Here is a 24,166-nt window from a genome sequence, read left to right on the forward strand (position 1 = left end):
TGTGGGCTCCTTCTCTCAGGCCGTCAGTTCGGCGACGAGCGCCGCGGCCTTGTCGAGATCGTCCGGGGTCTTCAGGGCCACGCTCGGTACGCCCTTCAGCGCGCGCTTGGCCAGACCCGTCAGGGTGCCACCGGGGCACAGCTCGATGATCCCCGTGACGCCCAGCTCGGCGAACGTCTCCATGCACAGGTCCCAGCGGACCGGGTTGGCGACCTGGCCGACCAGGCGGGCGACGACGTCGGCACCCGTGGCGACGACCAGGCCGTCCTTGTTCGAGACGTACTTCAGCGCCGGGTCGGCCGGGGAGAGGGCCTCGGCGGCCTTCTCCAGCGTGGCGACCGCCGGGGCCATGTGGTGCGTGTGGAAGGCGCCCGCGACCTTGAGGGCGACGACCTTCATGGAACCTTCGGGCTTCTCGGCTTCCAGGGCGGCGATCTGCTCCATGGTGCCGGCGGCCACGATCTGACCCGCGCCGTTGATGTTGGCCGCGGTCAGGCCCAGCTTCTCCAGGTGGGCGACGACCACGTCGCGGTCACCGCCCAGGACCGCGGCCATGCCGGTCTCGGTGACGGCGGCGGCCTCGGCCATGCCCAGACCGCGGGTCCGGACGAACGACAGTGCTTCGGCCTCGGACAGGACGCCGGCGTAGGCGGCGGCGGTGATCTCGCCGACGCTGTGGCCCGCGACGGCCCCGAAGACCGTGGAGGAACCCAGTGCCGAGGCGGAGAGCAGGCCCGCGGCGACGAGCAGCGGCTGCGCCACCGCCGTGTCACGGATCTGGTCGGCGTCGGCGGTCGTGCCGTAGTGGGCAAGGTCCAGCTCGATGGCGTCCGACCACGCGGCGACGCGGTCAGCGGCACCGGGCAGTTCGAGCCAGGGAGTCAGGAAGCCGGGCGTCTGAGCGCCTTGGCCGGGAGCGACGAGTACGAGCACCCTCACACTCTCTCTTGTGGATGGTCCCTGCCGCCCGTGGGGACAGGGACGAAGAACCGTCGGGGTAATTGTTGATGTCCGACAAAAGTCTAGGACTGAGGATCTCCGTCGGCCAGACGCCCCAGGATCAGGGCGATCCGCAGCGTGAAGGCCGAGCGGACATCAGAAGGAGACCATCCCGTGACGTCGGTCACACGTCGCAGCCGGTAGCGCACCGTGTTGGGGTGAACGAAAAGCATCCGAGCGGCCCCTTCCAGACTGCTCGCCTGCTCCAGATAGACGCTCAGGGTCTCCAGCAGCGCCGAACCCGCCTCTTCCAGCGGTCTGTAGATCTCCTCCACCAGTTGTTCCCTGGCTGCGGGATCCGAGGCGATGGCCCGTTCCGGCAGGAGATCGTCCGCCAGGACCGGCCGTGGAGCATCCTGCCAGGCCGTGCAGGCCTTCAGCCCGGCCGCCGCGGCCTGCGCCGACTTCGTGGCGTTGAGCAGGTCCGACACCACCGGGCCCGCCACCACGGGACCGGCGGCGAACGGCCCGATCAGGGACTTGGCCACCTGCATCGGATTGTCGCTGCCGCCCGCGATGACGACCAGACGGTCCCCCAGGACACCGGTGAGGACCTGGAGTTTGTGGTGGCGGGCGGCGCGCCGGATCGCCTCCACCGTCAGCTCGCTGTCCCCCTCCGGCGCGGTGCCCAGCACCACGCACACGTGCTCCGGGGAGTTCCAGCCCAGCGCCGCCGCGCGGGACAGCGCGCCCTCGTCGGCCTCGCCGGACAGCACCGCGTTGACGACCAGCGACTCCAGCCGGGCGTCCCAGGCGCCGCGCGCCTCGGCGGCCTGCGCGTACACCTGGGCGGTCGCGAAGGCGATCTCGCGGGCGTACACGAGCAGTGCCTCGCGCAGGATCGACTCGTCACCCGGGGCCGCGACCTCCTCGATCGCCGTCTCCATGACCTCGATGGTCGTGCGGACCATCTCGACGGTCTGGCGCAGGGTGATCGCCCGGGTCAGCTCGCGCGGGGCCGTCCCGAAGACGTCGGTGGAGATCGCCTGCGGGGTCTCCGGGTGCCGGAACCACTCCGTGAACGCGGCGATGCCCGCCTGGGCGACCAGGCCGATCCAGGACCGGTTCTCGGGTGGCATCGCCCGGTACCACGGCAGGGTCTCGTCCATCCGCGCGATCGCGTTGGCTGCGAGCCGGCCGGAGGACTTCTCCAGTCGGCGCAGCGTCGCGGCGTGCGGATGGGCCGGAGCGGGATGCGCGGCGTGTGTGGCGGGCGAATGCTCACGTTCGGGTTGGGGCACGGGACAAGACTGCCTTATCGGGAACGCTGTGCGGAGTCCGGTCCCGTTCCCGGCCCACGCCCGGGACTACGGTGGCCCCCATGATTGATGTACGCCGAGCCGCCGACCGGTACGAGGGCGGGGACCTGCCCGCCGGGATCACCACCCGGCACGCCTTCTCCTTCGGGTCCTTCTACGACCCGGACAATCTGCGCTTCGGTCCCGTCCTGGCCTGCAACGAGGAGTCGCTCGCCGTGGGCGCCGGCTTCGACGAGCACCCCCACAGCCACACCGAGATCGTCACCTGGGTGATCGAGGGCGAGCTCACCCACCAGGACAGCACCGGGGAGAAGGGCCTGGTCCGGCCCGGGGACGTACAGCGGCTCAGCGCCGGATCCGGGGCGCGCCACGTGGAGCGCAACGAGGGCCCGGTGCCGCTGCGCTTCGTGCAGATGTGGCTCGCGCCGCTCACCGCCGGCGGCGAGCCCTCGTACGAGGTGGTCACCGGCCTCGCCGACGGCGCGCCCTACGAGATCCCCGGGGCCGGCGCCGTCCTGCGCGTGCGGCGGCCGGGCGCGGGCGAGCGGGTCGCCGTACCGGCGGCGGAACGGGTCTACCTGCACGTGGTGCGCGGGGACCTGCGCCTGGACGGGGCGGAGCTGGGCCCTGGGGACTCGGTACGGATCACCGACGAGCGGGACCTGGAGATCACCGCCGGATCCCCGGGGGAGCTGCTGATCTGGGAGCTGCCCCGCTAGGACTTGTGGAGCGGGCCGGGCTCAGCGCGAGCGCAGCTCGGCCAGGACCGCGTCCGTGAACGGGGTCCAGGCCTCGACCGCCCACGGGCCGAAGGCGCGGTCCGTCAGCGCCACGCACGCGGCGCGCGCGTCCGGGTCCACCCACAGGAAGGTGCCGGCCTGGCCGAAGTGCCCGAAGGTGCGGGCCGAGGAGGTGGTGCCCGTCCAGTGCGGGGACTTGCCGTCGCGGATCTCCAGGCCGAGCCCCCAGTCGTTGGGGGACTGGTGTCCGTAACCCGGCAGGACGCCCTTGAGCCCGGGGTGGACGACCGAGGTGGCCTCCGCGACCGTGCGGACGTCCAGCAGCCGCGGCGCCTGCAGTTCGGCGGCGAAGCGCGCCAGGTCGCGGACGGTGGACACGCCGTCCTTGGCGGGCGAGCCCTCCAGGGTCGTCGAGGTCATGCCCAGCGGCTCGAAGAGCGCCTGGTGCAGGTACTCCGGGAAGGGGATCCCGGTGGCCTTGGAGATGTGGTCGCCGAGCACCTCGAAACCGGCGTTCGAGTACAGCCGGCGCTGCCCGGGCGGGGCGCTCACCCGGTGCTCGTCGAAGGCCAGGCCGCTGGTGTGCGCGAGCAGGTGACGGACCGTCGACCCCTCGGGCCCGGCAGGCTCGTCCAGCTCGATCGCCCCCTCCTCGTACGCGACGAGGGCGGCGTACGCGGCGAGCGGCTTGGTGACCGAGGCGAGGGCGAAGCGGTGGTCGACGGGCCCGTGGGAACCGGCCAAGCTCCCGTCGGCGCGTACGACGGCCGCCGCGGCCGTGTCCACCGGCCAGGTCTCGATGATCCGCAGGCTTTCCAGGGTCTGAGCGCTCTCCATGGCGCCGAGCCTACTTGCTTGGAGTGCACTCCAGGGTTTTAGCGTGGGGGCCATGAGCCAGAGCCTGACGCAGCCGCGGTACACGATCAGCGAGGTCGAGGCCCGGACCGGTCTGACCCAGCACACCCTGCGCTGGTACGAGCGGATCGGCCTGATGCCGCACGTGGACCGCTCGCACTCGGGGCAGCGGCGCTTCACCGACAAGGACCTGGACTGGCTGGCCCTGGTGGGCAAGCTGCGCGCCACCGGGATGTCGGTGGCGGACATGGTCCGCTACGCCGAACTGGTCCGCGAGGGCCGCGAGGGCCGGGACACCGTCGCGGAGCGCCGCGAGCTGCTGGAGCGGACGCGACGCGACGTGCGGGCCCGGATCACCGAGCTCACGGACGCACTGGCCGTTCTGGACTTCAAGATCGGCATCTACTCGGGGAAGGCACAGTCATGACGGAAACCACGAGGCTCGAACAGGCCGAACTGGGCAAGGGCGGCCCGCTGGTCGGCGTCCAGGGCCTCGGCTGCATGGGCATGAGCGACTTCTACGGGGACACCGACGAGGTGGCCGCCCGCCGGACCCTGGACGCGGCCCTGGCCGCCGGGGTCACCCTCTTCGACACCGCGGACGTCTACGGGCGGGGCCGCAACGAGGAGTTCCTCGCCCCGTTCGTGGCCGCGCACCGGGACGAGATCACCCTCGCGACGAAGTTCGGCATAGAGCGCAGCGACGACCCCTCCTACCGGGCCATCCGCAACGAGCCGGCCTACATGCGCCGGGCCGTCGAGGACAGCCTGCGCCGGCTCGGCGTGGAGGTCATCGACCTGTACTACATGCACCGGCGCGACCCGGCCGTGCCGCTCGCCGAGTCGGTCGGCGCCATGGCGGAGCTGGTGCGGGAGGGCAAGGTGCGCCACCTCGGGCTCAGCGAGGTCACCGGCGCGGAGCTGCGCGAGGCGCACGCCGTGCACCCGATCGCGGCGCTCCAGTCGGAGTGGTCGCTGTTCAGCCGGGACGTGGAGCGCAGCGCGGTGGGCGCGGCGGCCGAGCTGGGCGTGGCCTTCGTCCCCTACTCCCCCCTGGGCCGGGGCTTCTTGACGGGGGCGTTCGCGGACGCCTCGGCGGAGCTGTCGCAGGGCGACTTCCGGCGCCACCAGCCGCGCTTCAGCGGCGAGAACGCGAAGGTGAACGGGGCGCTGCTGGCGCCGGTGCGGGAGATCGCCGAGGAGCTGGGGGCGAGCCCGGCGCAGATCGCCCTGGCCTGGGTGCAGCAGCGGGCTCAGGTGCACGGCCTGACGGTGGTCCCGATCCCGGGCACCCGCAAGCCGGAGCGCCTGCGCGAGAACACCGCGGCCACCCGGATCACCCTGACCCCGGCGCAGCTGTCCCTGCTGGAACCGATCGCCGCCCGGGTCGCGGGCGACCGCTACCCGGACATGACCTTCACCTCGGTGGTCCGGGAGGTCTGAGCGGCGGCTCGGCCGCTAGGTCGTCTCTTGAGATGCGACCGGCTACGCCTCCGCGGTGAAGCGGTCGTGCAGGGCCGTGTACTCGGCGTCCGTGAGCAGGCCCGCGGTGTGCAGCTCGCTCAGGTGCCGCAGCCGCTCGTCGCCGGAGCGGGCCCGGGGGACCGCGGCGAGCGGTGCGCGGGCCCGTACGGCGGCGAGGACGGCCGCCGCGAAGGGCAGCGACTCGTGCACCGCCCCGTACCCCACGCCGAAGACCGCCGCCGCGAGGTCGTGGTCCGGGCGCGGGTCCCCGACCGCGTCCCGCACCAGCAGCCGCAGGTGGCCGCCCGGGCGCTCGGGGGAGTGCCACTCGACGCCGGTGAGGGCGGAGAGCGGGTAACGCTGGTCGCAGGCCTTCCATTTGGTGCTGGTGGCGCCCGTACGCGACCAGCGGAAGGTGACGGCCGAGCCGTCGAACTCCACCCGGGCGTCGTACGCCTTCAGCTGCACCGGCGGCTGCGGCACGCCGACCAGGAAGCGCGTCGCCGGCTCGGTGGCGTCCGGCCCGAGCCGGGAACGCAGGGCGTCGGCGAACGTCGCGGCCTGCGGCGCGCGCTCGCGCGGCAGCACCAGCCGGTACGGATCGCAGTTCTCCTTGAGCTGCCCGGCGGCGGCCTCCATCAGCGGATCCGCACCCGGCCGGGGCAGGGCGCGCAGCACCACCGTGTCCCGCTTCCCGGCGGTCACGGTCACTCCGGACACCGCTTCCAGGGGAATCCGGCGTGCGCCCAGCGCATGAAAGAGCCGCGGCGTCCTCGGCGTTCTCAACCCCCGTGCGAAGCGGATGAGCACCGAGTCCGAGTCGAACTCCCAGACGGCATGGTTTCCGGCCAGTACGTCACCCATGCGCCACATCGTAAAGGGCGCCGCCCCCGCGCGTCCCCCTCGCTGCGGAGTCCTTTTTCGCGCCCCCCGGCCCGTCAGTCCTGCTCTGCCCCGGGGATTTCCCTGCGACATGCGTCGTCGCCGGTCGCGCACACAATGGAAGCGAAGGCGCCGGTTCCGATCTTGGCGAAGTTCTCCACCGAGTCCGTCCCTGGCGCGAAATAGCCGGTGTGGCTCCTGGCCCGCGCCGAGGACAGCAGCCGCGCGCCGAAGTCCGGGGACACCGGGTCGGCTCCGTGGCCCACCCCGCCGACCTCCAGGTGGGGCACGTCCGCGATCCAGTCGCCCTCGTCCCGCGTGGCCCAGACCCGAGCCGTGGTGTGCAGCCCCTCGACGTTCGAAGCGCGCATCCCGGGACTGCCCGCCACCACCACGTCCGTCACCCGGTCCGGCAGCTCGCGCGCGGCGACCCCGCACACCACCGATCCGTAGCTGTGGCAGAACAGCGCCACCTCCGCGTCCCCGGGCAGGGCCACCGCCAGCGACTTCAGCCGGACCGCGCCGTCGAAGGCCAGGCGGCCGGTGGCCGCGTCCATGCCGACCCCGGTGGGAGCGGTGTACCCGGCCCACGCGATCACCGCCGTACGGCTGTCCGGCGCGGCCGCGCGCTCGGCCGCGTACAGGGACTCGGCCATGCCGACGGGCGAGGTCAGGCGGCGCTGGCTGCGCTCGAAGGTCAGCGCGTCGGTGTCGACGCCGGGGACGATCACCGAGACCCGGCGGGCCCGTTCGAGGTCGCCGAAGACCTCGGCCACCCGGCCGCCGCCGGTGGGGTCGAAGGCCAGGATCTGGCGGCCGGGGTCCGCGAGCGAGGCGAAGCGGTGCGCACGGCGGGTGGCCAGGGCGCGGTCGGCCGGGGTCAGCGCCACGTCCCGGCTGCGGGCGTCCTCGACGCGGGCGGCCTGCTCCAGGCCGTGCAGGTTGGCCTCGTAGCGGGTCGCGACGGGCACCCCGTCGAGGTTGCCGACGACCAGGGGGTGGCCCTGCGCGAGCCGGGCACGCTCGGCGCCGTCCAGGGCGGCGAAGAAACGGGCCACCGTCCGTACGGGGGCGTCCGCGGGCGGCACGGGTCGGCCGTCCAGCCGGGCCTTGGCCCAGGCGGCGAGGGCGGTGGCCCGCAGCGGGGTGCCCCCCTCCGGGCGGTGCACGGCCGTCCAGCCGGTCGTCGCCAGCAGCACGAAGACCACCGCCAGCGCGAGCAGGGTGCGCAGGGCGGCGGGGCGCGGGTCGGCGCGAAGGGCGGTGGAGTGGGCGAGGCCGGGCACGTTCACTGGAACCAGCCTAGGAGACGCCCTCCGTGCCGGGCACGCCGGGTGACACGCCTCACGCCCGATCGTGGGACGGTGTGAGGCGCACCGCCGGGCCCCCGGCCGGCCCCCCGCGCGCCCGGCCGGCGTCGGCGCTCGGCCGCCAATGCGCGGCCAGCGCGGGGCCGATCCGGTCGAGGTAGGCCTCCGTCATCCGCCGGATCGCGGCCACGCTGCCGTCCTCGCCCTGCCCCCAGAGCCGCCCGGTGAGACGCATCACCCCGCAGAACGCGGCGACCGCCACCCGCGGCCGGGGATCGGCGTCCACGTCCAGGCCCTCGCGGGCCGCGATCAGCCGTGAGATCCGCTCCTCCAGGTCGGCGCAGCGGCGCAGGTGCACGGCGAGCAGCGCGGGAGTGGACTCGATCAGCCGGTAGCTGCGCATGTAGAGCTCGACCGGGACCGCCTCGGAGATGGCCTCCTCGACGGTGTCCCAGGCGGCGAGCGCGGCGCCGCGCAGGGCTTCGAGGGGCCCCTCGGCGGCCGGCCGGGCGTGCAGTTCGGCGAGGAAGTGCGCTTCGACCAGGTCCTGGACGGCGAAGGCGACCTCCTCCTTGTTGGCGAAGTAGCGGAAGAAGGTGCGCTGGGACACGTCCACGGCGTCGGTGATCTCGTCGACGGTGGTGCGGTCGTACCCCTGGGAGATGAAGAGGAGCAGCGCCGCGCGCAGCAGTGCGCCGCGGGTGCGCCGTTTCTTGCGTTCGCGCAGTCCCGCCACCGGCGCGGGCGGCGCCGACCGCTCGTCGGTCCTCACGGGGGGCTCCCTTCTGACGCCGAGTGGGCGGTCAGCGTACCGGTGACGGCCGCCGGGGCGGGCGCGGCGCCGCGCCGTGCGCGAGGGACCGGAGGCCGCCTTCGGAGGGCTCGCGGGGCCCCTCGCGCATGACACGTTCGGGGCTCCTCCGTCTGGCCCACGCACCCCCTGCGGGGGCCGGTGCGGGGCTGGTCCCGTGCCCTGCGGAAGCGTCAACTCCGCAGGAGCGGCCGCCCTGTCGGCGGGGCCGGGCCGGGAGGTCGCCTATCCGGGTGGACCCGTCCGGGGCCTCTTCCGCCCGCCCGTCTGCGCAGGTCAGCGTGGTGTCAGCGGAGCCCCGGCAACGGTCCGGGAGCCCGTCGTCCACAAGGAGTTGACCCGTCATGCGTACGTGTAACGCCACCCCCGCCGACACCGCCCGCGCCGGCAGCACCAGCCGTGTGAACACCACACGGGTGAGCACGGTCCTGGCCGTGACCGCCCTCGCCCTGAGCGCCCTCATCCCCAGTACGGCCACCACGGCCCACGCGGCGGGCCCGCCGGCCCTGGGGCCCTGCGCGACGGGGCAGTTGTGCCTGTGGGCGAAACCGGACTTCAAGGGCGCCCGGCAGACCCACGAGCTGAGCACCCTGGACGTCAACAGCTGCATCGCGCTGCCCGCCGGGACCACCGCCCAGTCACTGACCAACCGGACCGGGCGCCCGGTGACCACCTACCAGTCGGACGTCTGCGCGGAGACCGGTGAGTTCCAGACCTACCCGGGCGACGGGGTCTGGCTGCCCCAGTCGCCCTACCAGGTGCGGGCCTTCAAGGTGTGGGAGAACTGACCTCCCGCGGCGCCGGCGCCGGCTGCTGTACCGCCGCAGGCGCCGGGGCGCTCGCACCGCCGAGCCGGGCGACCTCGCCGCGCAGCGCCCGTACCTCCTCCTGCAGCTCACGGATGGCCGCCAGCTGAAGCCGTTCCACCTGGTCGTCGCGCTCGAAGCGGGCGATGAACCAGGCGGCGATGTTGGCGGTCACCACACCCAGCAGGGCGATGCCGGACAGCATCAGGCCGACGGCGAGCACCCGGCCGAGGCCGGTGGTGGGGGAGTGGTCCCCGTACCCGACCGTCGTCATGGTGGTGAAGGACCACCACACCGCGTCGCCCAGGTTCTTGATGTTCCCCTCGGGGGCGTCGCGCTCCACGCTCAGCACCGCCAGCGAGCCGAACATCAGCAGCCCCACGACGGCCCCGGCCACGTACGTCGTCAGCTGGATCTGCGGAGCCATCCGGGCCCGCCGGCCCACCAGCATCAAGGTGGCGACCAGCCGCAGCAGCCGCAGCGGCTGCACGAGCGGCAGCACCACCGCCGCCAGGTCCAGCCAGTGCGTGCGGACGAAGTGCCGGCGGGCCGGAGCGAGGGCCAGCCGCACCACGTAGTCGAGGGCGAAGGCCCCCCACACCACCCACTCCACGTGGGTGCAGGCCCGGTGCACGTCCGCACGCGCGTCGGGCAGGACGATCGGCACGGCGTACGCCACGGCGAAGGCGAGGGCGAGGACGAGCAGCGGGGTCTGGCTCCGCCGCTCCCACAGCAGCTGGCGGGACGGTTCCTTCATGCCCGCATCGTAAAGAACGCGTAAGGGGCGCCGGGACAGGTGTCCCGGCGCCCCCACGTAAGGGTGACGCTTACGCGTCGCCGCCCGCCGGACCCGGGTCCGCCGCCGCGACGTCCAGCAGCTGGTACCGGTCGACGGCCTGCTTCAGCACCGAACGGTCGATCCGGCCGGTCTTCGCGAGCTCGGTGAGCGTCGCCAGGACCACCGACTGCGCGTCGATGTGGAAGTAGCGCCGGGCCGCACCGCGCGTGTCCGCGAAGCCGAAGCCGTCCGCGCCCAGCGAGGTGTACGGGCCGGGCACCCACCGCGAGATCTGGTCCGGCACCGCCCGCATCCAGTCCGAGACCGCCACGAACGGCCCCTCGCCGCCCGACAGCTTGCGCGTCACGTACGGCACGCGCTGCTCCTCGTCCGGGTGCAGCAGGTTGTGCCGCTCCACCTCCACGGCCTCGCGCCGCAGCTCGTTCCAGGAGGTCGCCGACCAGACGTCCGCCCGCACGTCCCAGTCCTCGGCGAGGATCCGCTGCGCCTCCAGCGCCCACGGCACCGCCACGCCCGAGGCCAGGAGCTGCGCCCCGATGGAGCCCGCGGTGCCCTGCGACACCCGGTGCACGCCCTTGAGGATGCCCTCCACGTCGACGTCCGCGGGCTCGGCCGGGTGCTGGATCGGCTCGTTGTAGACCGTCAGGTAGTAGAAGACGTCCTCCGCCTCGGGCCCGTACATCCGCCGCAGACCGTCCTTGACGATGTGCGCGATCTCGTAGCCGTAGGCCGGGTCGTACGCCACGCAGCCCGGGTTGGTCGAGGCCAGCAGCTGCGAGTGACCGTCGGCGTGCTGGAGGCCCTCACCCGTGAGGGTGGTCCGTCCCGCGGTCGCGCCGAGGACGAAACCGCGCGCCAGCTGGTCGGCCATCTGCCAGAACTGGTCACCGGTGCGCTGGAAACCGAACATCGAGTAGAAGACGTAGACCGGGATCAGCGGCTCGCCGTGCGTCGCGTACGCCGAACCGGCGGCGATCAGCGAGGCCGTGCAGCCCGCCTCCGAGATGCCGTCGTGCAGCATCTGGCCGGTCGGCGACTCCTTGTACGCGAGCAGCAGGTCGCGGTCGACCGCCTCGTACTGCTGCCCGAGCGGGTTGTAGATCTTGGCGCTCGGGAAGAAGGCGTCCATGCCGAAGGTGCGGTACTCGTCGGGCGCGATCAGCACGAAGCGCTTGCCGATCTCCTTGTCCCGCATCAGGTCCTTCAGGATGCGGACGAAGGCCATCGTGGTCGCGATCGACTGCTGGCCCGAGCCCTTCTTGGCGGCCGCGTACGCCGCGTCGTCCGGCAGCTGCAGCGGCTTGGCGCGCACCACACGGGTCGGCACGTAGCCGCCGTGCGCGCTGCGCTGGTCGTGCATGTACTGGATCTCGGGCGAATTACGGCCCGGGTGGTAGTACGGCGGCGCGCCGCTCTCCAGCTGGGCGTCCGTGATCGGGATGTGCAGGCGGTCGCGGAAGCGCTTGAGGTCGTCGACCGTCAGCTTCTTCATCTGGTGCGTCGCGTTGCGGCCCTCGAAGTTCGGGCCGAGCGTCCAGCCCTTGACCGTCTGCGCCAGGATCACCGTCGGCTGGCCCTTGTGGGCCTTGGCCGCCGCGTAGGCCGCGTAGACCTTCTTGTGGTCGTGTCCGCCGCGGCCCAGGTGCTGGATCTGGTAGTCGGTCATGTTCTCGACCATGGCGCGCAGCCGCTGGTCGCCGCCGAAGAAGTGCTCACGGATGTACGCGCCCGACTCGGTGGCGTACGTCTGGAACTGCCCGTCCGGGGTCGAGTTCATCTTGTTGACCAGGATGCCGTCGCGGTCCTGCGCCAGCAGCGGGTCCCAGGAGCGGTCCCAGATCAGCTTGATGACGTTCCAGCCGGCCCCGCGGAAGATCGACTCCAGCTCCTGGATGATCTTGCCGTTGCCGCGCACCGGGCCGTCGAGGCGCTGGAGGTTGCAGTTCACGACGAAGGTCAGATTGTCCAGGCCCTCGCGCGCGGCGATGGACAGCTGGCCGAGCGACTCCGGCTCGTCCATCTCGCCGTCGCCCAGATACGCCCAAACGTGGGACTTGGAGGTGTCCGCGATCCCGCGCGCCTCCATGTACCGGTTCATCCGGGCCTGGTAGATCGCACCGAGCGGGCCCAGGCCCATCGAGACGGTCGGGAACTCCCAGAAGTCGGGCATCAGCCGCGGGTGCGGGTAGCTGGACAGGCCGTACGGGGCCTTCGACTTCTCCTGGCGGAACGCATCGAGCTGCTGCTCGGAGAGCCGGTCCAGGAGGTAGGCGCGGGCGTAGATACCGGGGGAGGCGTGCCCCTGGAAGAAGATCTGGTCGCCGCCGTCGCCCTCGTCCTTGCCCCGGAAGAAGTGGTTGAAGCCCACGTCGTAGAGGGAGGCGGAGGACGCGAAGGTGGCGATGTGGCCGCCGACGCCGATCCCGGGACGCTGGGCGCGCGAGACCATGACGGCCGCGTTCCACCGGGTGGCGTTGAGGACCTTGCGCTCGATCTCCTCGTTGCCGGGGAAGAACGGCTCGTCCTTGGTGGCGATCGTGTTGACGTAGTCCGTGCTGCGCATCTCGGGGACGGCCACGCGCTTCTCGCGAGCCCGCTCGATCAGCCGCAGCATCAGGTAGCGGGCGCGCTCACGGCCCCGCTCGTCGACCGCGGCGTCCAGGGAGTCGAGCCATTCCTGGGTCTCCTCCGGATCGAAGTCCGGGACCTGACTCGGGAGGCCGCCAATGATGATCGGATTGCGATCGGATGCGGAAGCCACGCTGTTCCTTCGCTGTCGGGGGAGTCGTGCTGTACCCGTGTCTGGGGGGCGCCGCCTCCCATGGTCTTACGCTCGGCCGAAATCGTCATCTTTACCACCGGGTAATCCCTGGAGCGACAGGGAACTCATCGGGAGGACGACGGGGATCGGTGGCGGTCGCGGCCACTTCGCCACCTTACGCCGGAGCCGGCCGGCCCCCTCCGCGGGGCGGTCCGTCCCTCAAACAGGTAGGAATGCCGTGAAGCGTCGCCGATGATGCCAAGCGAGCTGGAATGGTGTGGGATGAATCACCAGAGGTGCACACGGGAAGGCTGAAAGTTGCGGCGAGACGGCCGCAATCGTCACCGTTTCGACGGTCTCGGCGGCCGGGTACTTGCGCGATCCGCCCCGCCCGTGTGGACTACGCCCAATGCTGCGCGTACGCGCGCCGCCCGAAGACATTCACCGAACATGAGCAGGAGGCACCCCGTGAGCGCGACCGCGGACCACGCGGAGAGCCTGGCCGCCCGGCTGGGTTTCCAGTCCGAACAGGTGGTCCAGGAGATCGGCTACGACGACGACGTCGATCAGGAATTCCGTGAGTCCATTCAGGACCACATCAGCAACGACCTCGTCGACGAGGAGTACGACGACGTTGCCGACGCGGTGCTGCTCTGGTTCCGGGAGGAAGACGGCGATCTGACTGACACGCTGGTCGACGCCACAGAGCTGGTCGAGGACGGCGCACTGATCCTGCTGCTGACCCCCAAGACGGGCCGCCCCGGCTACGTCGAGGCCAGCGACATCAGCGAGGCCGCCGAGACCGCCGGCCTTTCGCAGACCAGGAGCATCAGTGTCGGCAAGGAGTGGGCCGCCACCAAGCTGGTGACGCCCAAGACCGCCGCCAAGTCCAAGCGCTGAGCCGCGCCCGCTGCCGAGCGGACACGCTTCCACACCCCGCCGACCAGGTGACACCGGTCGGCGGGGTGTGTGCGTTCCCCGCACCGGGCGGCCCCTAGGCTTTGCCTCACCCGAACAGCCCCATGCACGGATGCAGCGACGAAGGGATGCGAGAGATGGCGATCGAGGTCGGCGACAAGGCCCCGGACTTCGAGCTCAAGGACAACCACGGCGCGACCGTGCGGCTCTCCGACTTCCGGGGGGAGAAGGCAGTGGTGCTGCTCTTCTACCCGTTCGCCTTCACCGGCGTCTGCACCGGCGAGCTCTGCGAGCTGCGCGACCAGCTGCCGCGCTTCCAGAACGACGACGTGCAGCTCCTCGCGGTCTCCAACGACTCCGTTCCGACCCTGCGGGTCTTCGGGGAGCAGGAGAGCCTGGACTACCCGCTGCTGTCGGACTTCTGGCCGCACGGCGAGACCTCCCGCGCGTACGGCGTCTTCGACGAGGACAAGGGCTGCGCGGTCCGCGGCACCTTCATCATCGACAAGGACGGCGTGGTGCGCTGGACTGTCGTCAACGGACTGCCCGACGCGCGTGACCTGAACGAGTACATCAAGGCGCTCGACAGCCTCTAAAAACCCCCTGTGGGGCGGGAACCCGTCACTAGGATCGAAACGTTGATCCCATTGCAACCGCACGACGGGGCATCGCCCCACACAGAACCCAATGGAGGACCCGTGGGAGTCAGCCTCAGCAAGGGCGGCAACGTCTCGCTGACCAAGGCCGCACCTAACCTGACGGCGGTCATCGTCGGTCTGGGCTGGGACGCTCGCACCACCACCGGTGTCGATTTCGACCTCGACGCCAGCGCGATCCTGACCAACGACCAGGGCAAGGTCGCCAGCGACGCGAACTTCGTCTTCTTCAACAACCTGAAGAGCCCCGACGGCTCGGTGGAGCACACCGGTGACAACACCACCGGAGAGGGCGAGGGCGACGACGAGGCGATCAAGGTCAACCTCGCCGGTGTCCCGGCCGACGTCGCCAAGATCGTCTTCCCGGTCTCGATCTACGAGGCCGAGAGCCGTCAGCAGAGCTTCGGCCAGGTCCGCAACGCGTACATCCGCGTCGTGAACCAGGCCGACAACACCGAGCTCGCCCGCTACGACCTCTCCGAGGACGCCTCGACCGAGACCGCCATGGTCTTCGGCGAGCTCTACCGCAACGGCGCGGAGTGGAAGTTCCGCGCCATCGGCCAGGGCTACGCCTCGGGCCTGCGCGGCATCGCGCAGGACTTCGGCGTCAACGTCTGAGCCTGAGCGCAGTTCATCCGTCCGGCGCCGTGCACTGTGTGTACGGCGCCGGACTGGCTTTGCCACCAACACCGTCGTCCGGGGAGGACCACAACATGGGCGTCACACTCGCCAAGGGGGGCAACGTCTCCCTCTCCAAGGCCGCACCGAACCTCACCAGGGTTCTGATCGGTCTCGGATGGGACGCGCGCTCGACGACCGGGGCCGACTTCGACCTCGACGCCAGCGCCCTGCTGTGCAACAGCGGCCGGGTGCTGGGGGACGAGTACTTCGTCTTCTACAACAACCTCAAGAGCCCCGAGGGCTCCGTCGAACACACGGGGGACAACCTCACCGGCGAGGGTGACGGGGACGACGAGTCGATCATCATCGACCTCACCAAGGTGCCGGAGCGCGTGGACAAGATCGTCTTCCCGGTCTCGATCCACGAGGCGGACTCCCGCCGGCAGAGCTTCGGCCAGGTCAGCAATGCCTTCATCCGAGTGGTCAACCAGGCGGACGGCCAGGAGCTGGCCCGCTACGACCTCTCCGAGGACGCCTCCAGCGAGACCGCGATGATCTTCGGCGAGGTCTACCGGTACGGCGGCGAGTGGAAGTTCCGGGCCGTGGGGCAGGGGTACGCGTCGGGGCTCCGGGGCATCGCTCTAGACTTCGGGGTCAACGTTTCGTAAAGCCGTACAACACGATGGGGTGCCAGTGGTTCTCAAAACCTTCGGCTGGTCGTTCGCAGTCACTGCGCTCGGTCTGGTCGCAGCGGTGTTCTACGGGGGGTGGCCCGCATTCGGGATCGTGGCGATCCTGTCCGTCCTCGAGATCTCGCTGTCCTTCGACAACGCGGTGGTCAACGCCGGAATCCTGAAGAAGATGAGTGCCTTCTGGCAGAAGATCTTCCTCACGGTCGGTGTGCTCATCGCCGTCTTCGGCATGCGACTGGTCTTCCCCGTCGTGATCGTCGCGATCAGCGCCAAGATCGGGCCCATTGAGGCCGTCGACCTGGCCATGACCGACAAGGACATGTACAAGCAGCTCGTCACGGACGCCCACCCGGCCATCGCGGCCTTCGGTGGAATGTTCCTGCTGATGATCTTCCTCGACTTCATCTTCGAGGACCGCGACATCAAGTGGCTCGCCTGGCTGGAGCGTCCCCTCGCCAAGCTCGGCAAGATCGACATGCTGTCCGCGTGCATCGCCCTGATCGTCCTGGTCGTCACCGCGATGACCTTCGCCACCCACGCCCACCAGCACGGTGGCGCCCATGTGGACAAGGCGCAGACCGTCCTCATCTCCGGCGTCCTCGGCCTGATCACCTACATGGTCGTCGGCGGCCTCTCCGGCTACTTCGAGAACAAGCTGGAGGAAGAGGAGGAGGCCGAGCACGAGGCCGAGGAGGAGGCCAAGAAGAGCGGCAAGCCCGTCTCGGCCGTGGCGATGGCCGGCAAGGCGGCCTTCTTCATGTTCCTCTACCTCGAAGTCCTCGACGCCTCCTTCTCCTTCGACGGGGTCATCGGCGCCTTCGCCATCACCAACGACATCGTGCTCATGGCCCTGGGCCTCGGCATCGGTGCCATGTACGTCCGGTCGCTGACGGTCTACCTCGTCCGCCAGGGCACCCTCGACGACTACGTCTACCTGGAGCACGGCGCGCACTACGCCATCGGCGCGCTCGCCGTGATCCTGCTCGTCACCATCCAGCACGAGATCAACGAGATCATCACCGGTCTCGTCGGCGTGGTGCTCATCGCGTGGTCCTTCTGGTCCTCCGTGCGCCGCAACAAGCGCCTGGAAATGGAGGGTTCCGCCGCCGAGGCATGACCGCGGCGTTAATGCGGAACGCTCCACTTGCGGGGCGGCCGGAAGGGTCCTCGGACCCGGCGGGCCGCCCCGCTTCCGTATGGGGCAACAGGGGATTCAGGGGGGTAGGGGATGGGATTCTTCGACGGCATTCTGGGCAGCCGGGCCGTGCAGTTCCAGTCGGGCAGCGCCTCGTCGAACGCGATCGAGCTGACCAAGCGACATTCGACGGTGTCGCTCACCAAACAGGGGGCCGTGCACGGCAATCTGCGCGTCAACCTGTCCTGGCGCATGCGCACCTCGGACATCGGCGGCCGCTCCGGCCAGAGCGGCCAGCTCCTGCGGCACCCGTTCAAGCTGTTCAAGCCCGACATGGTGCAGGCGCACACCCAGGGCATGGTCAACGTCGACCTCGACATGGGCTGCCTGTACGAGCTGACCGACGGCACGCGCGGCGCCGTACAGCCGCTGGGCAACCTGTTGGGCGACCTCAACGACCCGCCGTTCGTCAAGCTCAGCGGGGACGACCGGTTCGGCTCGGGGTCCGGGGAGACCCTGTACGTCAACCTCGACCACGCCGACGACATCAAGCGGCTGCTCGTCTTCGTCTACATCTACGACCAGACCCCGGCCTTCGACCGGACGCACGCCATGGTGACCCTCTACCCGGTCACCGGGCCGCGGATAGAGATCCCGCTGGACGAGCGGCAGCCGCAGGCCCGCTCCTGTGCGGTCGTGTCCCTGGAGAAGGTCAAGGGCGAGCTCGTCGTGCGCCGCGAGGTGAAGTTCGTCTACGGGTTCCAGGCGGAGCTCGACCGGCTGTACGGCTGGGGGCTCCAGTGGGGGCGGGGCTTCAAGAGCAGCAAGAGCTGACCGCGGCTGCCGGCGGAGCCCTGCCGGGAGCCCCGCCGGGGCGGCGGCGTCAGTGGCGGATGAACTGCGGGCCCTGCACCGGCAGCCGGAAGGCCGGATCACCGCCCGGCCCCGGTACCGGCGCCGGGGACACCGGCTGCGGGTACCCGTAGGCGGGCGGGACGGCCGGCGGGGCCTGGGTGGGCGGCGCCGGCGGGGCCATCGCCGCCGTCTGGTCGGAGGTGGGACCGGTCGCCGGCGTGGCCGTGCCTGCGCCCGAGGCCTCGGCGGGGCTCTCGCCCGCGTTCTCGTCGACGGAGATCCCGTGGTCGGTCGCCAGACCCACCAGCCCGTTGGAGTAGCCCTCGCCGAGCGCGCGGAACTTCCACCCCTCGCCCCTGCGGTACAGCTCCCCGCAGATCAGCGCCGTCTCGGCGCCGGTCTCGGGCCGTACGTCGAAGTAGGCCAGCGGTTCGGCGCCGCCGGTCGCGGTGGCGTCGTAGAGCAGGATGCGCAGGTCGTGGACCTGCTGGAAGGGGACGTCCTCGGCCGAGGCGACCACCAGGATCCGGTCGACCCGCGGCGTCACCGCGCGCAGGTCCGCCTGGACGGCGTCGGTGACGGCGTCGCCGAGCTGCTTCTTGCCGAGCCGCCACACGGCCCCGGAGGGGTGGCGGGGCTGGTTGTAGAAGACGAAGTCCTCGTCCGAACGCACCCGGCCGTCCGGGCCCACCAGGAGCGCGGAGGCGTCCACGTCCGGTACCTCGGGGCCGCCGGTCCAGCGCAGCACCGCCCGGACCGCCAGGGCGGCCACCGGGATGTTCGAGCCCTTCTGCATCGCGTGCGTCATGCCCGTCATCCTGCCCTCCCGGAGTGGAGCGGGACAATGCGGCCCCCCGTAGGGCCTTGTCTCGAACGCGAGACCTGGGCATGGTGCAAGAGGGTTACCTGAATTTCATGTGCTTGAGGAACTCTTGACTCACGTTCGTACGTACTATTACCGGCCATGCCAGTTGGGCCGCCGAGGCAGTACGGGGGAAGCACATGCGTCACTTTGGGCACGTATCGCCCACGGTCCGTAAGGACCTCTTCCACCAGGAACCGGCGGAGTTCACCGGCGCTTCACCGGCCCGCATCCTCGCCGCGGCGCTCGGAGCCACTCTCTACAGCCCGGCCACCCGCCCCACGCTCGCCCGCGACATCCGCAAGCAGGCCGCCCGCGGGGTCGTCTCCATGGTCCTCTGCCTGGAGGATTCCATCAGCGACGCCGATGTCGCCGGGGCCGAGGAGAACCTCGTCCGGCAGTTCACCGAGCTCGAAGCGGACGGCGCGGAGCACCCCCTGCTGTTCATCCGCGTCCGCACGCCCGAGCAGATCCCCGATCTCGTGCGGCGCCTGGGCCGGTCCGTGAGCCGACTGGCCGGATTCGTACTCCCGAAGTTCGACGAGAGGCGCGGCATCGCCTTCCTCGACGCCGTCGCCGAGGCGGAGGCCGCGAGCGGGCGGCCCCGCCTGTATGCCATGCCCGTCCTGGAGACCCCCGAGCTGCTCCACCTCGAAACCCGCGTCGAAGCGCTCGCCGGCATCTCCCGCACGGTCAACCAGTACCGCGACCGGGTCCTGGCGCTGCGGCTCGGCGTGACCGACTTCTGCTCGGCCTACGGCCTGCGGCGCACCCCCGACATGACCGCCTACGACGTCCAGATCGTGGCCGGTGTGATCGCGGACGTCGTCAACGTCCTCAGCCGGGCCGACGGCACCGGATTCACGGTCACCGGACCGGTGTGGGAGTACTTCCGCAGCCAGCAGCGCCTCTTCAAGCCCCAGCTGCGCCGCAGCCCCTTCCTGGAGGAGGGCGTGGAGGAACTGCGCACGGCGCTCATCGAGCACGACCTGGACGGGCTGCTGCGCGAGATAGAACTCGACCGGGCCAACGGCCTGCTCGGCAAGACCTGCATCCACCCGGCGCACGTCACCCCCGTGCACGCGCTGTCGGTGGTCTCCCACGAGGAGTTCTGCGACGCCCAGGACATCCTGCGGCCCGAACGCGACGGCGGCGGCGTGATGCGGTCTGCTTATACGAACAAGATGAACGAGGTGAAGCCCCACCGGGCCTGGGCGGAGCGCACGATGCTGCGCGCCGAGGTCTTCGGCGTGGCGAAGGAGGAGGTCGGCTTCGTCGACCTCCTCACGGCCGGGCTCCAGGTGTGAGCGGGCCGGTGACGACGAGGGAAGGCAAGAAGATCGACACGGTGTGGTCGGGAACGTGGGTTGCGGACCGCCTGGGCGTCCGGCTGGAGGACGCCGAGGGGACCCCGGGCGGCCCGAGGCTGACCGAACTCCTCGGACTGGCCCTGCGGCGCAACCCCAAGCGGGCGCACCTGCTGGTCTCGCAGGTGCTGGGCAAGCACGTCCCGCAGTCCCCCCGGACGGTGTACGCCGCCGGGTACGGGCTCGGCGAACGCGTGCGGGCGCTGCTCGGCGACGAGGCGGCCGCCTCGGCGGTGGTCCTCGGCTACGCCGAGACCGCCACCGGGCTCGGCCACTGCGTGGCCGACGGCCTGGGAGCCGCCCCCTACCTGCACTCCACCCGCCGGCCCGTGCCGGGCGTGCGGCCCGCGGGCGGCTTCGAGGAGGCCCACTCGCACGCCACCTCGCACCTGCTGCTGCCCGAGGACCCGCGGCTGCTCGCGGGCGGCGGCCCGCTCGTGCTCGTCGACGACGAGTTCTCCACGGGCAACACCGTCCTGAACACCATCCGCGACCTGCACGCCCGCCACCCACGCGCGCACTACGTGGTCGTCGCCCTCGTCGACATGCGCTCCCCGGCCGACCGCGACCGGCTCACCGCCTTCGCCGCCGAGATCGGCGCCCGGGTGGACCTCATAGCCCTGGCCACCGGCACGGTCCACCTCCCGGAGGGCGTCCTGGCCAAGGGCCGGGCCCTGGTGGAGGAACACGAGGCGGGGCAGGACGGGGCTGCGGCGGGGGAGGAGCGGGGCGCGTCGGCACAGGACCAGGCCGCTGCTGGGCAGGGTCAGGCCGCTGCGGGGCAGGGCCAGGCCGCAGCTGGGCAGGGTCAGGCCGCAGCTGGGCAGGGCCAGGCCGCGGCTGGGCAGGACCGGGCGCTGCGGCCCGCGGGGAGCGAGGTTCCGGGCGGAACGCCTTCCGCCCCGGCGCAGGACCCGCGGCCGACGGCGCGCGTCGCGCTGGACTGGCCCGCCGGGGTCCCCGACGGCGGCCGCCACGGCTTCACCACCGCCCACCGCACCCGGCTGGAAGCCGCCCTCCCCGCCCTCACGGCCCAGCTGACCGCCGCGCTCGGCGCACGGCCCGGGCGGATCCTCGTGCTGGGCAACGAAGAGCTGATGTACGCGCCGCTGCGCCTCGCCAAGGCCCTGGAGGACGCCGGCGCCGGCGACGAGGTCCGCTTCTCGACCACCACCCGCTCGCCGGTGCTGGCCGTGGACGACCCCGGCTACGCCATCCGCACCCGCCTCGTCTTCCCCGCCCACGACGCCCCGGCCGACGGCCCCGGCGACCGGTACGCCTACAACGTCGCGGGCGCGGGCTTCGACACCGTCATCGCCGTCGTCGACTCGGCCGGCGACACCCCCGACCTGCGCAGCGGGCTGCTCGACGCCCTCGCCCCGCACACCGGCCGCCTCGTGCTGGCCGTCGTCCCGTCGTACATACCCGAGCGGCAGGAGCCGATCATGCCCGAGCCCCTGCCCCTGCCCCAGCCCCTGCCCCAGCCCCTGCGCGGCCCCGCCTTCTCCTCGTACGCCCCCGAGGACGTCGGCTGGCTGCTCCAGGACCTCTCCGCCGTCGAGCTGGAGGCTCCGACCGAAGAGCGCGAGGAGGCCATCCAGGCGGGCGGCGCGCACTACGCCGAGTCCCTGCCCGTCGAATACCAGCCGTCCCCGCAGTACCAGGAGCTCTACCGCAGCGCCCTGACCGCCTCCGCCGCCCGCATGGCCCGCGCCGTCGGCACGGTCACCGAGACCGTACTCGCCGAGCGTTCGCCCTCCCCGGTTCTGGTCTCCCTGGCCCGCGCCGGCACCCCCGTCGGCGTCCTGATGCGCCGCTGGGCCCGGGCCCGGCACGGCCTGGACCTCCCGCACTACGCCGTCTCCATCGTGCGCGGCCGCGGCATCGACGCCAACGCCCTGCGCTGGCTCGCCGCCCACCACGACCCGGCCGACGTCGTCTTCGTCGACGGCTGGACCGGCAAGGGCGCCATCACCCGCGAACTGCGCGAGGCCCTCGCCGCGTTCGACGGCTTCAACCCGGAGATCGTCGTCCTCGCCGACCCGGGCTCGTGCGTGGAGACGTACGGCACCCGCGAGGACTTCCTGATCCCCTCCGCCTGTCTCAATTCCACCGTGTCCGGACTCGTCTCGCGTACGGTTCTGAGGTCCGACCTGGTCGGACCCGCCGACTTCCACGGCGCGAAGTTCTACCGTGAGCTCGCCGGAGCGGACGTCTCCGTCGAGTTCGTCGACACCGTCGCCGCCCACTTCGACGAGGTCGCGGACGCCGTCGCCGACGAGGTCAAGGAACTGCTCGCGGCCGACCGCACACCGACCTGGGAGGGCTGGGCGGCGGTCGAGCGGATCAGCGAGGAGTACGGCATCCACGACGTGAACCTCGTCAAGCCCGGCGTCGGCGAGACCACCCGCGTGCTGCTGCGCCGGGTGCCGTGGAAGATCCTGGCGCAGCGTGGCGCCGGGGCCGACCTGGACCACGTACGGCTGCTCGCCGAGCAGCGCGGGGTACCGGTCGAAGAAGTCGACGGGCTCCCCTACACGTGCGTAGGGCTGATCCACTCCCGATTCACGCGCGGCGCCACCGGCGCCGACGGAAAGGCTGTGGCCTCGAAGTGACTGTCCTCCTAGCCAGCGACCTCGACCGTACGCTCATCTACTCGGCGGCCGCCCTCGGGCTGACCATGCCCGACCCGCTGGCCCCGCGGCTGCTGTGCGTCGAGGTCCACGAGAGCAAGCCGCTGTCCTACATGACGGAGACGGCGGCGGGCCTGCTGGCGGCGCTCACCGAGGACCCGTCGGTCGTCTTCGTGCCCACCACCACCCGCACCCGCAAGCAGTACCAGCGGATCCGCTTCCCCGGCCGCCCGGCCCCGTACGCGATCTGCGCGAACGGCGGCCAGCTGCTGGTCGACGGGGTGCCCGACCGGGACTGGCGGCGCGCGGTGGCGGGGCGGCTCGCGGAGGAGTGCGCGCCCCTGGAGGAGGTCCACCGGCACCTGCTGGCCGTGGCCGACCCGCAGTGGCTGCGCAAGGCACGGCTGGCGGAGGACCTGTTCGCCTACCTCGTCGTCGAGCGGGCCCTGGTCCCCGACGAATGGCTCAAGGCGCTGACCGAGTGGGCCGGGGCCCGCGGCTGGACGGTCTCGCTCCAGGGCCGGAAGATCTACGCCGTGCCGCGCCCGCTCACCAAGAGCGCGGCGATGCACGAGGTGGCCCGGCGCACGGGAGCGACCACGACCCTCGCCGCCGGCGACTCGCTGCTGGACGCGGACCTGCTGCTGGCGGCGGACGCGGCCTGGCGCCCGGGCCACGGCGAACTGGCCGACGCGCAGTGGACGGCCCCGACGGTGACCGCCCTGACGGCGGCGGGCGTCCTGGCAGGTGAGGAAATCATCCGCGCGTTCGGCCGTTCGGTTGCGAGACTGACGGCATGACCAAGGGCAACAGCACCAAGATCACGGACGAGCTCTACCAGTACATGCTCGACCACAACCCCCCGCTGGACAAGATCCAGCAGGAGCTGGTCGAGACGACCTACGCCACCTTCCCGGACGTCGCCGGCATGCAGTCGGCGCAGGAGCAGGGCCCCCTGCTGGCCTTCCTCGTCCGGCTGACCGGCGCCCGCCACATCGTCGAGGTGGGCACCTTCACCGGCTTCTCCTCCCTGTCGATGGCCCAGGCGCTGCCCGCGGACGGCCGCCTCATCACCTGCGACGTCTCCGAGGAGTGGACGGCGTACGGCCGCGAGGCCTGGCGGGCGGCGGGCGTCGCGGACCGCATCGAGCTGCGCATCGCACCCGCCCTGGACACCCTGCGGGCGATGCCGGCCGAACCGCACGTCGACATGGCCTACATCGACGCGGACAAGGAGAACCAGATCGCCTACTGGGAGGAGCTCGTCCCGCGGATGCGCCCCGGCGGCCTGATCGTCACGGACAACACGCTGTTCCACGGCACGGTCCTCGACGAGTCGGCGACGGGCTCGGCGGCGGGCGTCCGCGCCTTCAACGACCACGTCTCGGCGGACCCGCGCATGGACTCGGTGCTGCTGGCGATCTCGGACGGCCTGACGCTCTCGCGCAGGCGGGCCTGAGGCTTCCGCGCGGGCGGCCCTCAGGCCCGTACGGCTGCCTCCTCAGCCGCAGCCGCCTCCACCGCAACAGCCCCCGCCGCCCGCCGGCCGGGCGGGCGCGGGGGCACTGCTGCTCCCGCCCACCGCGACGGCGGACAGCAGCTTGACGGTGTCGGCGTGCCCGGCGGGGCAGTCGGCGGGCGCGGAGGACTCGGCCATGGGACGGCTGACCTCGAAGGTGTCGTCACAGGTCCGGCAGCGGAATTCGTAGCGAGGCATGCGCACAGGCTACGCAGCCGAACG

24 protein-coding genes are annotated in these 24,166 nt (G+C 71.6%); 14 read left to right on the forward strand and 10 right to left on the reverse strand.

The features are described from left to right. Window positions 1-15: 15 nt before the first annotated feature. Both ACF059_RS17350 and ACF059_RS17355 read right to left on the reverse strand, forming a co-directional pair. Window positions 16-933, reverse strand: coding sequence for an ACP S-malonyltransferase (locus tag ACF059_RS17350; protein WP_392057624.1), 918 nt, complete (start codon window positions 931-933; stop codon window positions 16-18). Window positions 934-1,022: 89 nt separating this feature from the next. After that, window positions 1,023-2,240, reverse strand: a complete 1,218-nt coding sequence (locus ACF059_RS17355; RefSeq protein ID WP_360899151.1) for a helix-turn-helix domain-containing protein — start codon at window positions 2,238-2,240, stop codon at window positions 1,023-1,025. Window positions 2,241-2,320: 80 nt separating this feature from the next. Between ACF059_RS17355 and ACF059_RS17360 the strand changes: the two genes are divergently transcribed. Next, complete coding sequence (locus ACF059_RS17360; protein ID WP_361940884.1) at window positions 2,321-2,977, forward strand: pirin family protein; 657 nt, start codon at window positions 2,321-2,323, stop codon at window positions 2,975-2,977. 21 nt (window positions 2,978-2,998) lie between these two features. Here ACF059_RS17360 and ACF059_RS17365 read toward each other — a convergent pair whose 3' ends face one another. Continuing rightward, window positions 2,999-3,817, reverse strand: coding sequence for a serine hydrolase domain-containing protein (locus ACF059_RS17365; protein WP_392058140.1), 819 nt, complete (start codon window positions 3,815-3,817; stop codon window positions 2,999-3,001). A gap of 70 nt (window positions 3,818-3,887) precedes the next feature. Here ACF059_RS17365 and ACF059_RS17370 point away from each other — a divergent pair, with 70 nt between their 5' ends. Further along, window positions 3,888-4,280, forward strand: a complete 393-nt coding sequence (locus tag ACF059_RS17370) for a MerR family transcriptional regulator (protein WP_366868727.1) — start codon at window positions 3,888-3,890, stop codon at window positions 4,278-4,280. Continuing rightward, window positions 4,277-5,296 carry an aldo/keto reductase gene (locus tag ACF059_RS17375; RefSeq protein WP_392057627.1) on the forward strand — a complete coding sequence of 340 codons (1,020 nt, stop codon included), beginning with the start codon at window positions 4,277-4,279 and terminating at the stop codon, window positions 5,294-5,296. The genes ACF059_RS17370 and ACF059_RS17375 overlap by 4 nt, the downstream gene beginning before the upstream one ends. A 42-nt stretch (window positions 5,297-5,338) precedes the next feature. On the opposite strand, the gene ACF059_RS17380 is transcribed toward ACF059_RS17375, so the two are convergent. The 3 genes from ACF059_RS17380 to ACF059_RS17390 all read right to left on the reverse strand — a co-directional run bounded on the left by ACF059_RS17380 (window position 5,339) and on the right by ACF059_RS17390 (window position 8,281). Continuing rightward, the gene (locus ACF059_RS17380) at window positions 5,339-6,181 is read right to left on the reverse strand and encodes a DUF4429 domain-containing protein (protein ID WP_392057630.1); all 843 of its coding nucleotides are present in this window, start codon (window positions 6,179-6,181) and stop codon (window positions 5,339-5,341) included. A 74-nt stretch (window positions 6,182-6,255) separates the two neighbouring features. Next, window positions 6,256-7,485, reverse strand: a complete 1,230-nt coding sequence (locus ACF059_RS17385; protein WP_392058143.1) for an alpha/beta hydrolase — start codon at window positions 7,483-7,485, stop codon at window positions 6,256-6,258. Between the two features lie 58 nt (window positions 7,486-7,543). Continuing rightward, the gene (locus ACF059_RS17390; RefSeq protein ID WP_392057633.1) at window positions 7,544-8,281 is read right to left on the reverse strand and encodes a TetR/AcrR family transcriptional regulator; all 738 of its coding nucleotides are present in this window, start codon (window positions 8,279-8,281) and stop codon (window positions 7,544-7,546) included. Between the two features lie 383 nt (window positions 8,282-8,664). On the opposite strand from ACF059_RS17390, the gene ACF059_RS17395 reads away from it, so the two are divergent. Continuing rightward, entirely contained in the window at window positions 8,665-9,108 is a 444-nt protein-coding gene (locus ACF059_RS17395; protein WP_392057636.1) for a peptidase inhibitor family I36 protein, read from the forward strand. On the opposite strand, the gene ACF059_RS17400 is transcribed toward ACF059_RS17395, so the two are convergent. Both ACF059_RS17400 and aceE read right to left on the reverse strand, forming a co-directional pair. Continuing rightward, window positions 9,089-9,883 carry a potassium channel family protein gene (locus ACF059_RS17400; protein ID WP_392057639.1) on the reverse strand — a complete coding sequence of 265 codons (795 nt, stop codon included), beginning with the start codon at window positions 9,881-9,883 and terminating at the stop codon, window positions 9,089-9,091. The two genes, ACF059_RS17395 and ACF059_RS17400, sit on opposite strands and share 20 nt — an antisense overlap. A gap of 70 nt (window positions 9,884-9,953) precedes the next feature. Further along, complete coding sequence (aceE, locus tag ACF059_RS17405; protein WP_366868722.1) at window positions 9,954-12,686, reverse strand: pyruvate dehydrogenase (acetyl-transferring), homodimeric type; 2,733 nt, start codon at window positions 12,684-12,686, stop codon at window positions 9,954-9,956. A 468-nt stretch (window positions 12,687-13,154) separates the two neighbouring features. Here aceE and ACF059_RS17410 point away from each other — a divergent pair, with 468 nt between their 5' ends. The 6 genes from ACF059_RS17410 to ACF059_RS17435 all read left to right on the forward strand — a co-directional run bounded on the left by ACF059_RS17410 (window position 13,155) and on the right by ACF059_RS17435 (window position 17,542). Then, window positions 13,155-13,586, forward strand: coding sequence for a DUF3052 domain-containing protein (locus ACF059_RS17410; protein ID WP_030711344.1), 432 nt, complete (start codon window positions 13,155-13,157; stop codon window positions 13,584-13,586). A gap of 155 nt (window positions 13,587-13,741) precedes the next feature. Further along, window positions 13,742-14,200, forward strand: coding sequence for a peroxiredoxin (locus ACF059_RS17415; RefSeq protein ID WP_360899123.1), 459 nt, complete (start codon window positions 13,742-13,744; stop codon window positions 14,198-14,200). Window positions 14,201-14,302: 102 nt separating this feature from the next. Next, a complete protein-coding gene (locus ACF059_RS17420; protein ID WP_008739115.1) occupies window positions 14,303-14,878 on the forward strand; it encodes a TerD family protein in 576 nt (191 codons plus the stop codon). A 95-nt stretch (window positions 14,879-14,973) separates the two neighbouring features. Beyond that, a complete protein-coding gene (locus tag ACF059_RS17425; RefSeq protein WP_069920148.1) occupies window positions 14,974-15,549 on the forward strand; it encodes a TerD family protein in 576 nt (191 codons plus the stop codon). A gap of 25 nt (window positions 15,550-15,574) precedes the next feature. Next, complete coding sequence (locus ACF059_RS17430; RefSeq protein ID WP_392057643.1) at window positions 15,575-16,690, forward strand: DUF475 domain-containing protein; 1,116 nt, start codon at window positions 15,575-15,577, stop codon at window positions 16,688-16,690. A 111-nt stretch (window positions 16,691-16,801) separates the two neighbouring features. Then, complete coding sequence (locus ACF059_RS17435; RefSeq protein ID WP_392057645.1) at window positions 16,802-17,542, forward strand: Tellurium resistance; 741 nt, start codon at window positions 16,802-16,804, stop codon at window positions 17,540-17,542. Window positions 17,543-17,591: 49 nt separating this feature from the next. Here ACF059_RS17435 and ACF059_RS17440 read toward each other — a convergent pair whose 3' ends face one another. Next, the gene (locus ACF059_RS17440) at window positions 17,592-18,371 is read right to left on the reverse strand and encodes a TerD family protein (protein ID WP_392057648.1); all 780 of its coding nucleotides are present in this window, start codon (window positions 18,369-18,371) and stop codon (window positions 17,592-17,594) included. Window positions 18,372-18,565: 194 nt separating this feature from the next. Between ACF059_RS17440 and ACF059_RS17445 the strand changes: the two genes are divergently transcribed. Genes ACF059_RS17445 through ACF059_RS17460 form a run of 4 tightly spaced genes read left to right on the forward strand, consistent with a single transcriptional unit; the run spans window position 18,566 to window position 23,884 of the window. Beyond that, window positions 18,566-19,732 carry an HpcH/HpaI aldolase/citrate lyase family protein gene (locus tag ACF059_RS17445; RefSeq protein ID WP_392057651.1) on the forward strand — a complete coding sequence of 389 codons (1,167 nt, stop codon included), beginning with the start codon at window positions 18,566-18,568 and terminating at the stop codon, window positions 19,730-19,732. After that, a complete protein-coding gene (locus ACF059_RS17450; RefSeq protein WP_392057654.1) occupies window positions 19,729-22,407 on the forward strand; it encodes a phosphoribosyltransferase in 2,679 nt (892 codons plus the stop codon). The genes ACF059_RS17445 and ACF059_RS17450 overlap by 4 nt, the downstream gene beginning before the upstream one ends. After that, a complete protein-coding gene (locus tag ACF059_RS17455) occupies window positions 22,404-23,225 on the forward strand; it encodes an HAD family hydrolase (RefSeq protein WP_360899106.1) in 822 nt (273 codons plus the stop codon). Before ACF059_RS17450 ends, ACF059_RS17455 begins: the two co-directional genes overlap by 4 nt. Continuing rightward, the gene (locus ACF059_RS17460) at window positions 23,222-23,884 is read left to right on the forward strand and encodes an O-methyltransferase (protein ID WP_361940926.1); all 663 of its coding nucleotides are present in this window, start codon (window positions 23,222-23,224) and stop codon (window positions 23,882-23,884) included. Before ACF059_RS17455 ends, ACF059_RS17460 begins: the two co-directional genes overlap by 4 nt. Before the next feature lie 42 nt (window positions 23,885-23,926). Here ACF059_RS17460 and ACF059_RS17465 read toward each other — a convergent pair whose 3' ends face one another. Then, window positions 23,927-24,142, reverse strand: a complete 216-nt coding sequence (locus tag ACF059_RS17465; RefSeq protein ID WP_361940929.1) for a zinc ribbon domain-containing protein — start codon at window positions 24,140-24,142, stop codon at window positions 23,927-23,929. Between the last annotated feature and the right edge of the window lie 24 nt (window positions 24,143-24,166).

The sequence above is a fragment of the Streptomyces sp. NPDC016562 genome (genome assembly GCF_043076955.1).
Lineage (GTDB): Bacteria > Actinomycetota > Actinomycetes > Streptomycetales > Streptomycetaceae > Streptomyces.

Bases quoted from the DNA above. Each gene is read 5' to 3' on its own strand.
- ACF059_RS17445 (WP_392057651.1), top strand. From the start codon at position 18,566: ATGCGTCACTTTGGGCACGTATCGCCCACGGTCCGTAAGGACCTCTTC.
- ACF059_RS17380 (WP_392057630.1), bottom strand. From the start codon at position 6,181: ATGGGTGACGTACTGGCCGGAAACCATGCCGTCTGGGAGTTCGACTCG.
- ACF059_RS17440 (WP_392057648.1), bottom strand. From the start codon at position 18,371: ATGACGCACGCGATGCAGAAGGGCTCGAACATCCCGGTGGCCGCCCTG.
- ACF059_RS17435 (WP_392057645.1), top strand. From the start codon at position 16,802: ATGGGATTCTTCGACGGCATTCTGGGCAGCCGGGCCGTGCAGTTCCAG.
- ACF059_RS17375 (WP_392057627.1), top strand. From the start codon at position 4,277: ATGACGGAAACCACGAGGCTCGAACAGGCCGAACTGGGCAAGGGCGGC.
- ACF059_RS17360 (WP_361940884.1), top strand. From the start codon at position 2,321: ATGATTGATGTACGCCGAGCCGCCGACCGGTACGAGGGCGGGGACCTG.
- ACF059_RS17395 (WP_392057636.1), top strand. From the start codon at position 8,665: ATGCGTACGTGTAACGCCACCCCCGCCGACACCGCCCGCGCCGGCAGC.
- ACF059_RS17425 (WP_069920148.1), top strand. From the start codon at position 14,974: ATGGGCGTCACACTCGCCAAGGGGGGCAACGTCTCCCTCTCCAAGGCC.
- ACF059_RS17400 (WP_392057639.1), bottom strand. From the start codon at position 9,883: ATGAAGGAACCGTCCCGCCAGCTGCTGTGGGAGCGGCGGAGCCAGACC.
- ACF059_RS17415 (WP_360899123.1), top strand. From the start codon at position 13,742: ATGGCGATCGAGGTCGGCGACAAGGCCCCGGACTTCGAGCTCAAGGAC.
- ACF059_RS17370 (WP_366868727.1), top strand. From the start codon at position 3,888: ATGAGCCAGAGCCTGACGCAGCCGCGGTACACGATCAGCGAGGTCGAG.
- ACF059_RS17460 (WP_361940926.1), top strand. From the start codon at position 23,222: ATGACCAAGGGCAACAGCACCAAGATCACGGACGAGCTCTACCAGTAC.
- ACF059_RS17465 (WP_361940929.1), bottom strand. From the start codon at position 24,142: ATGCCTCGCTACGAATTCCGCTGCCGGACCTGTGACGACACCTTCGAG.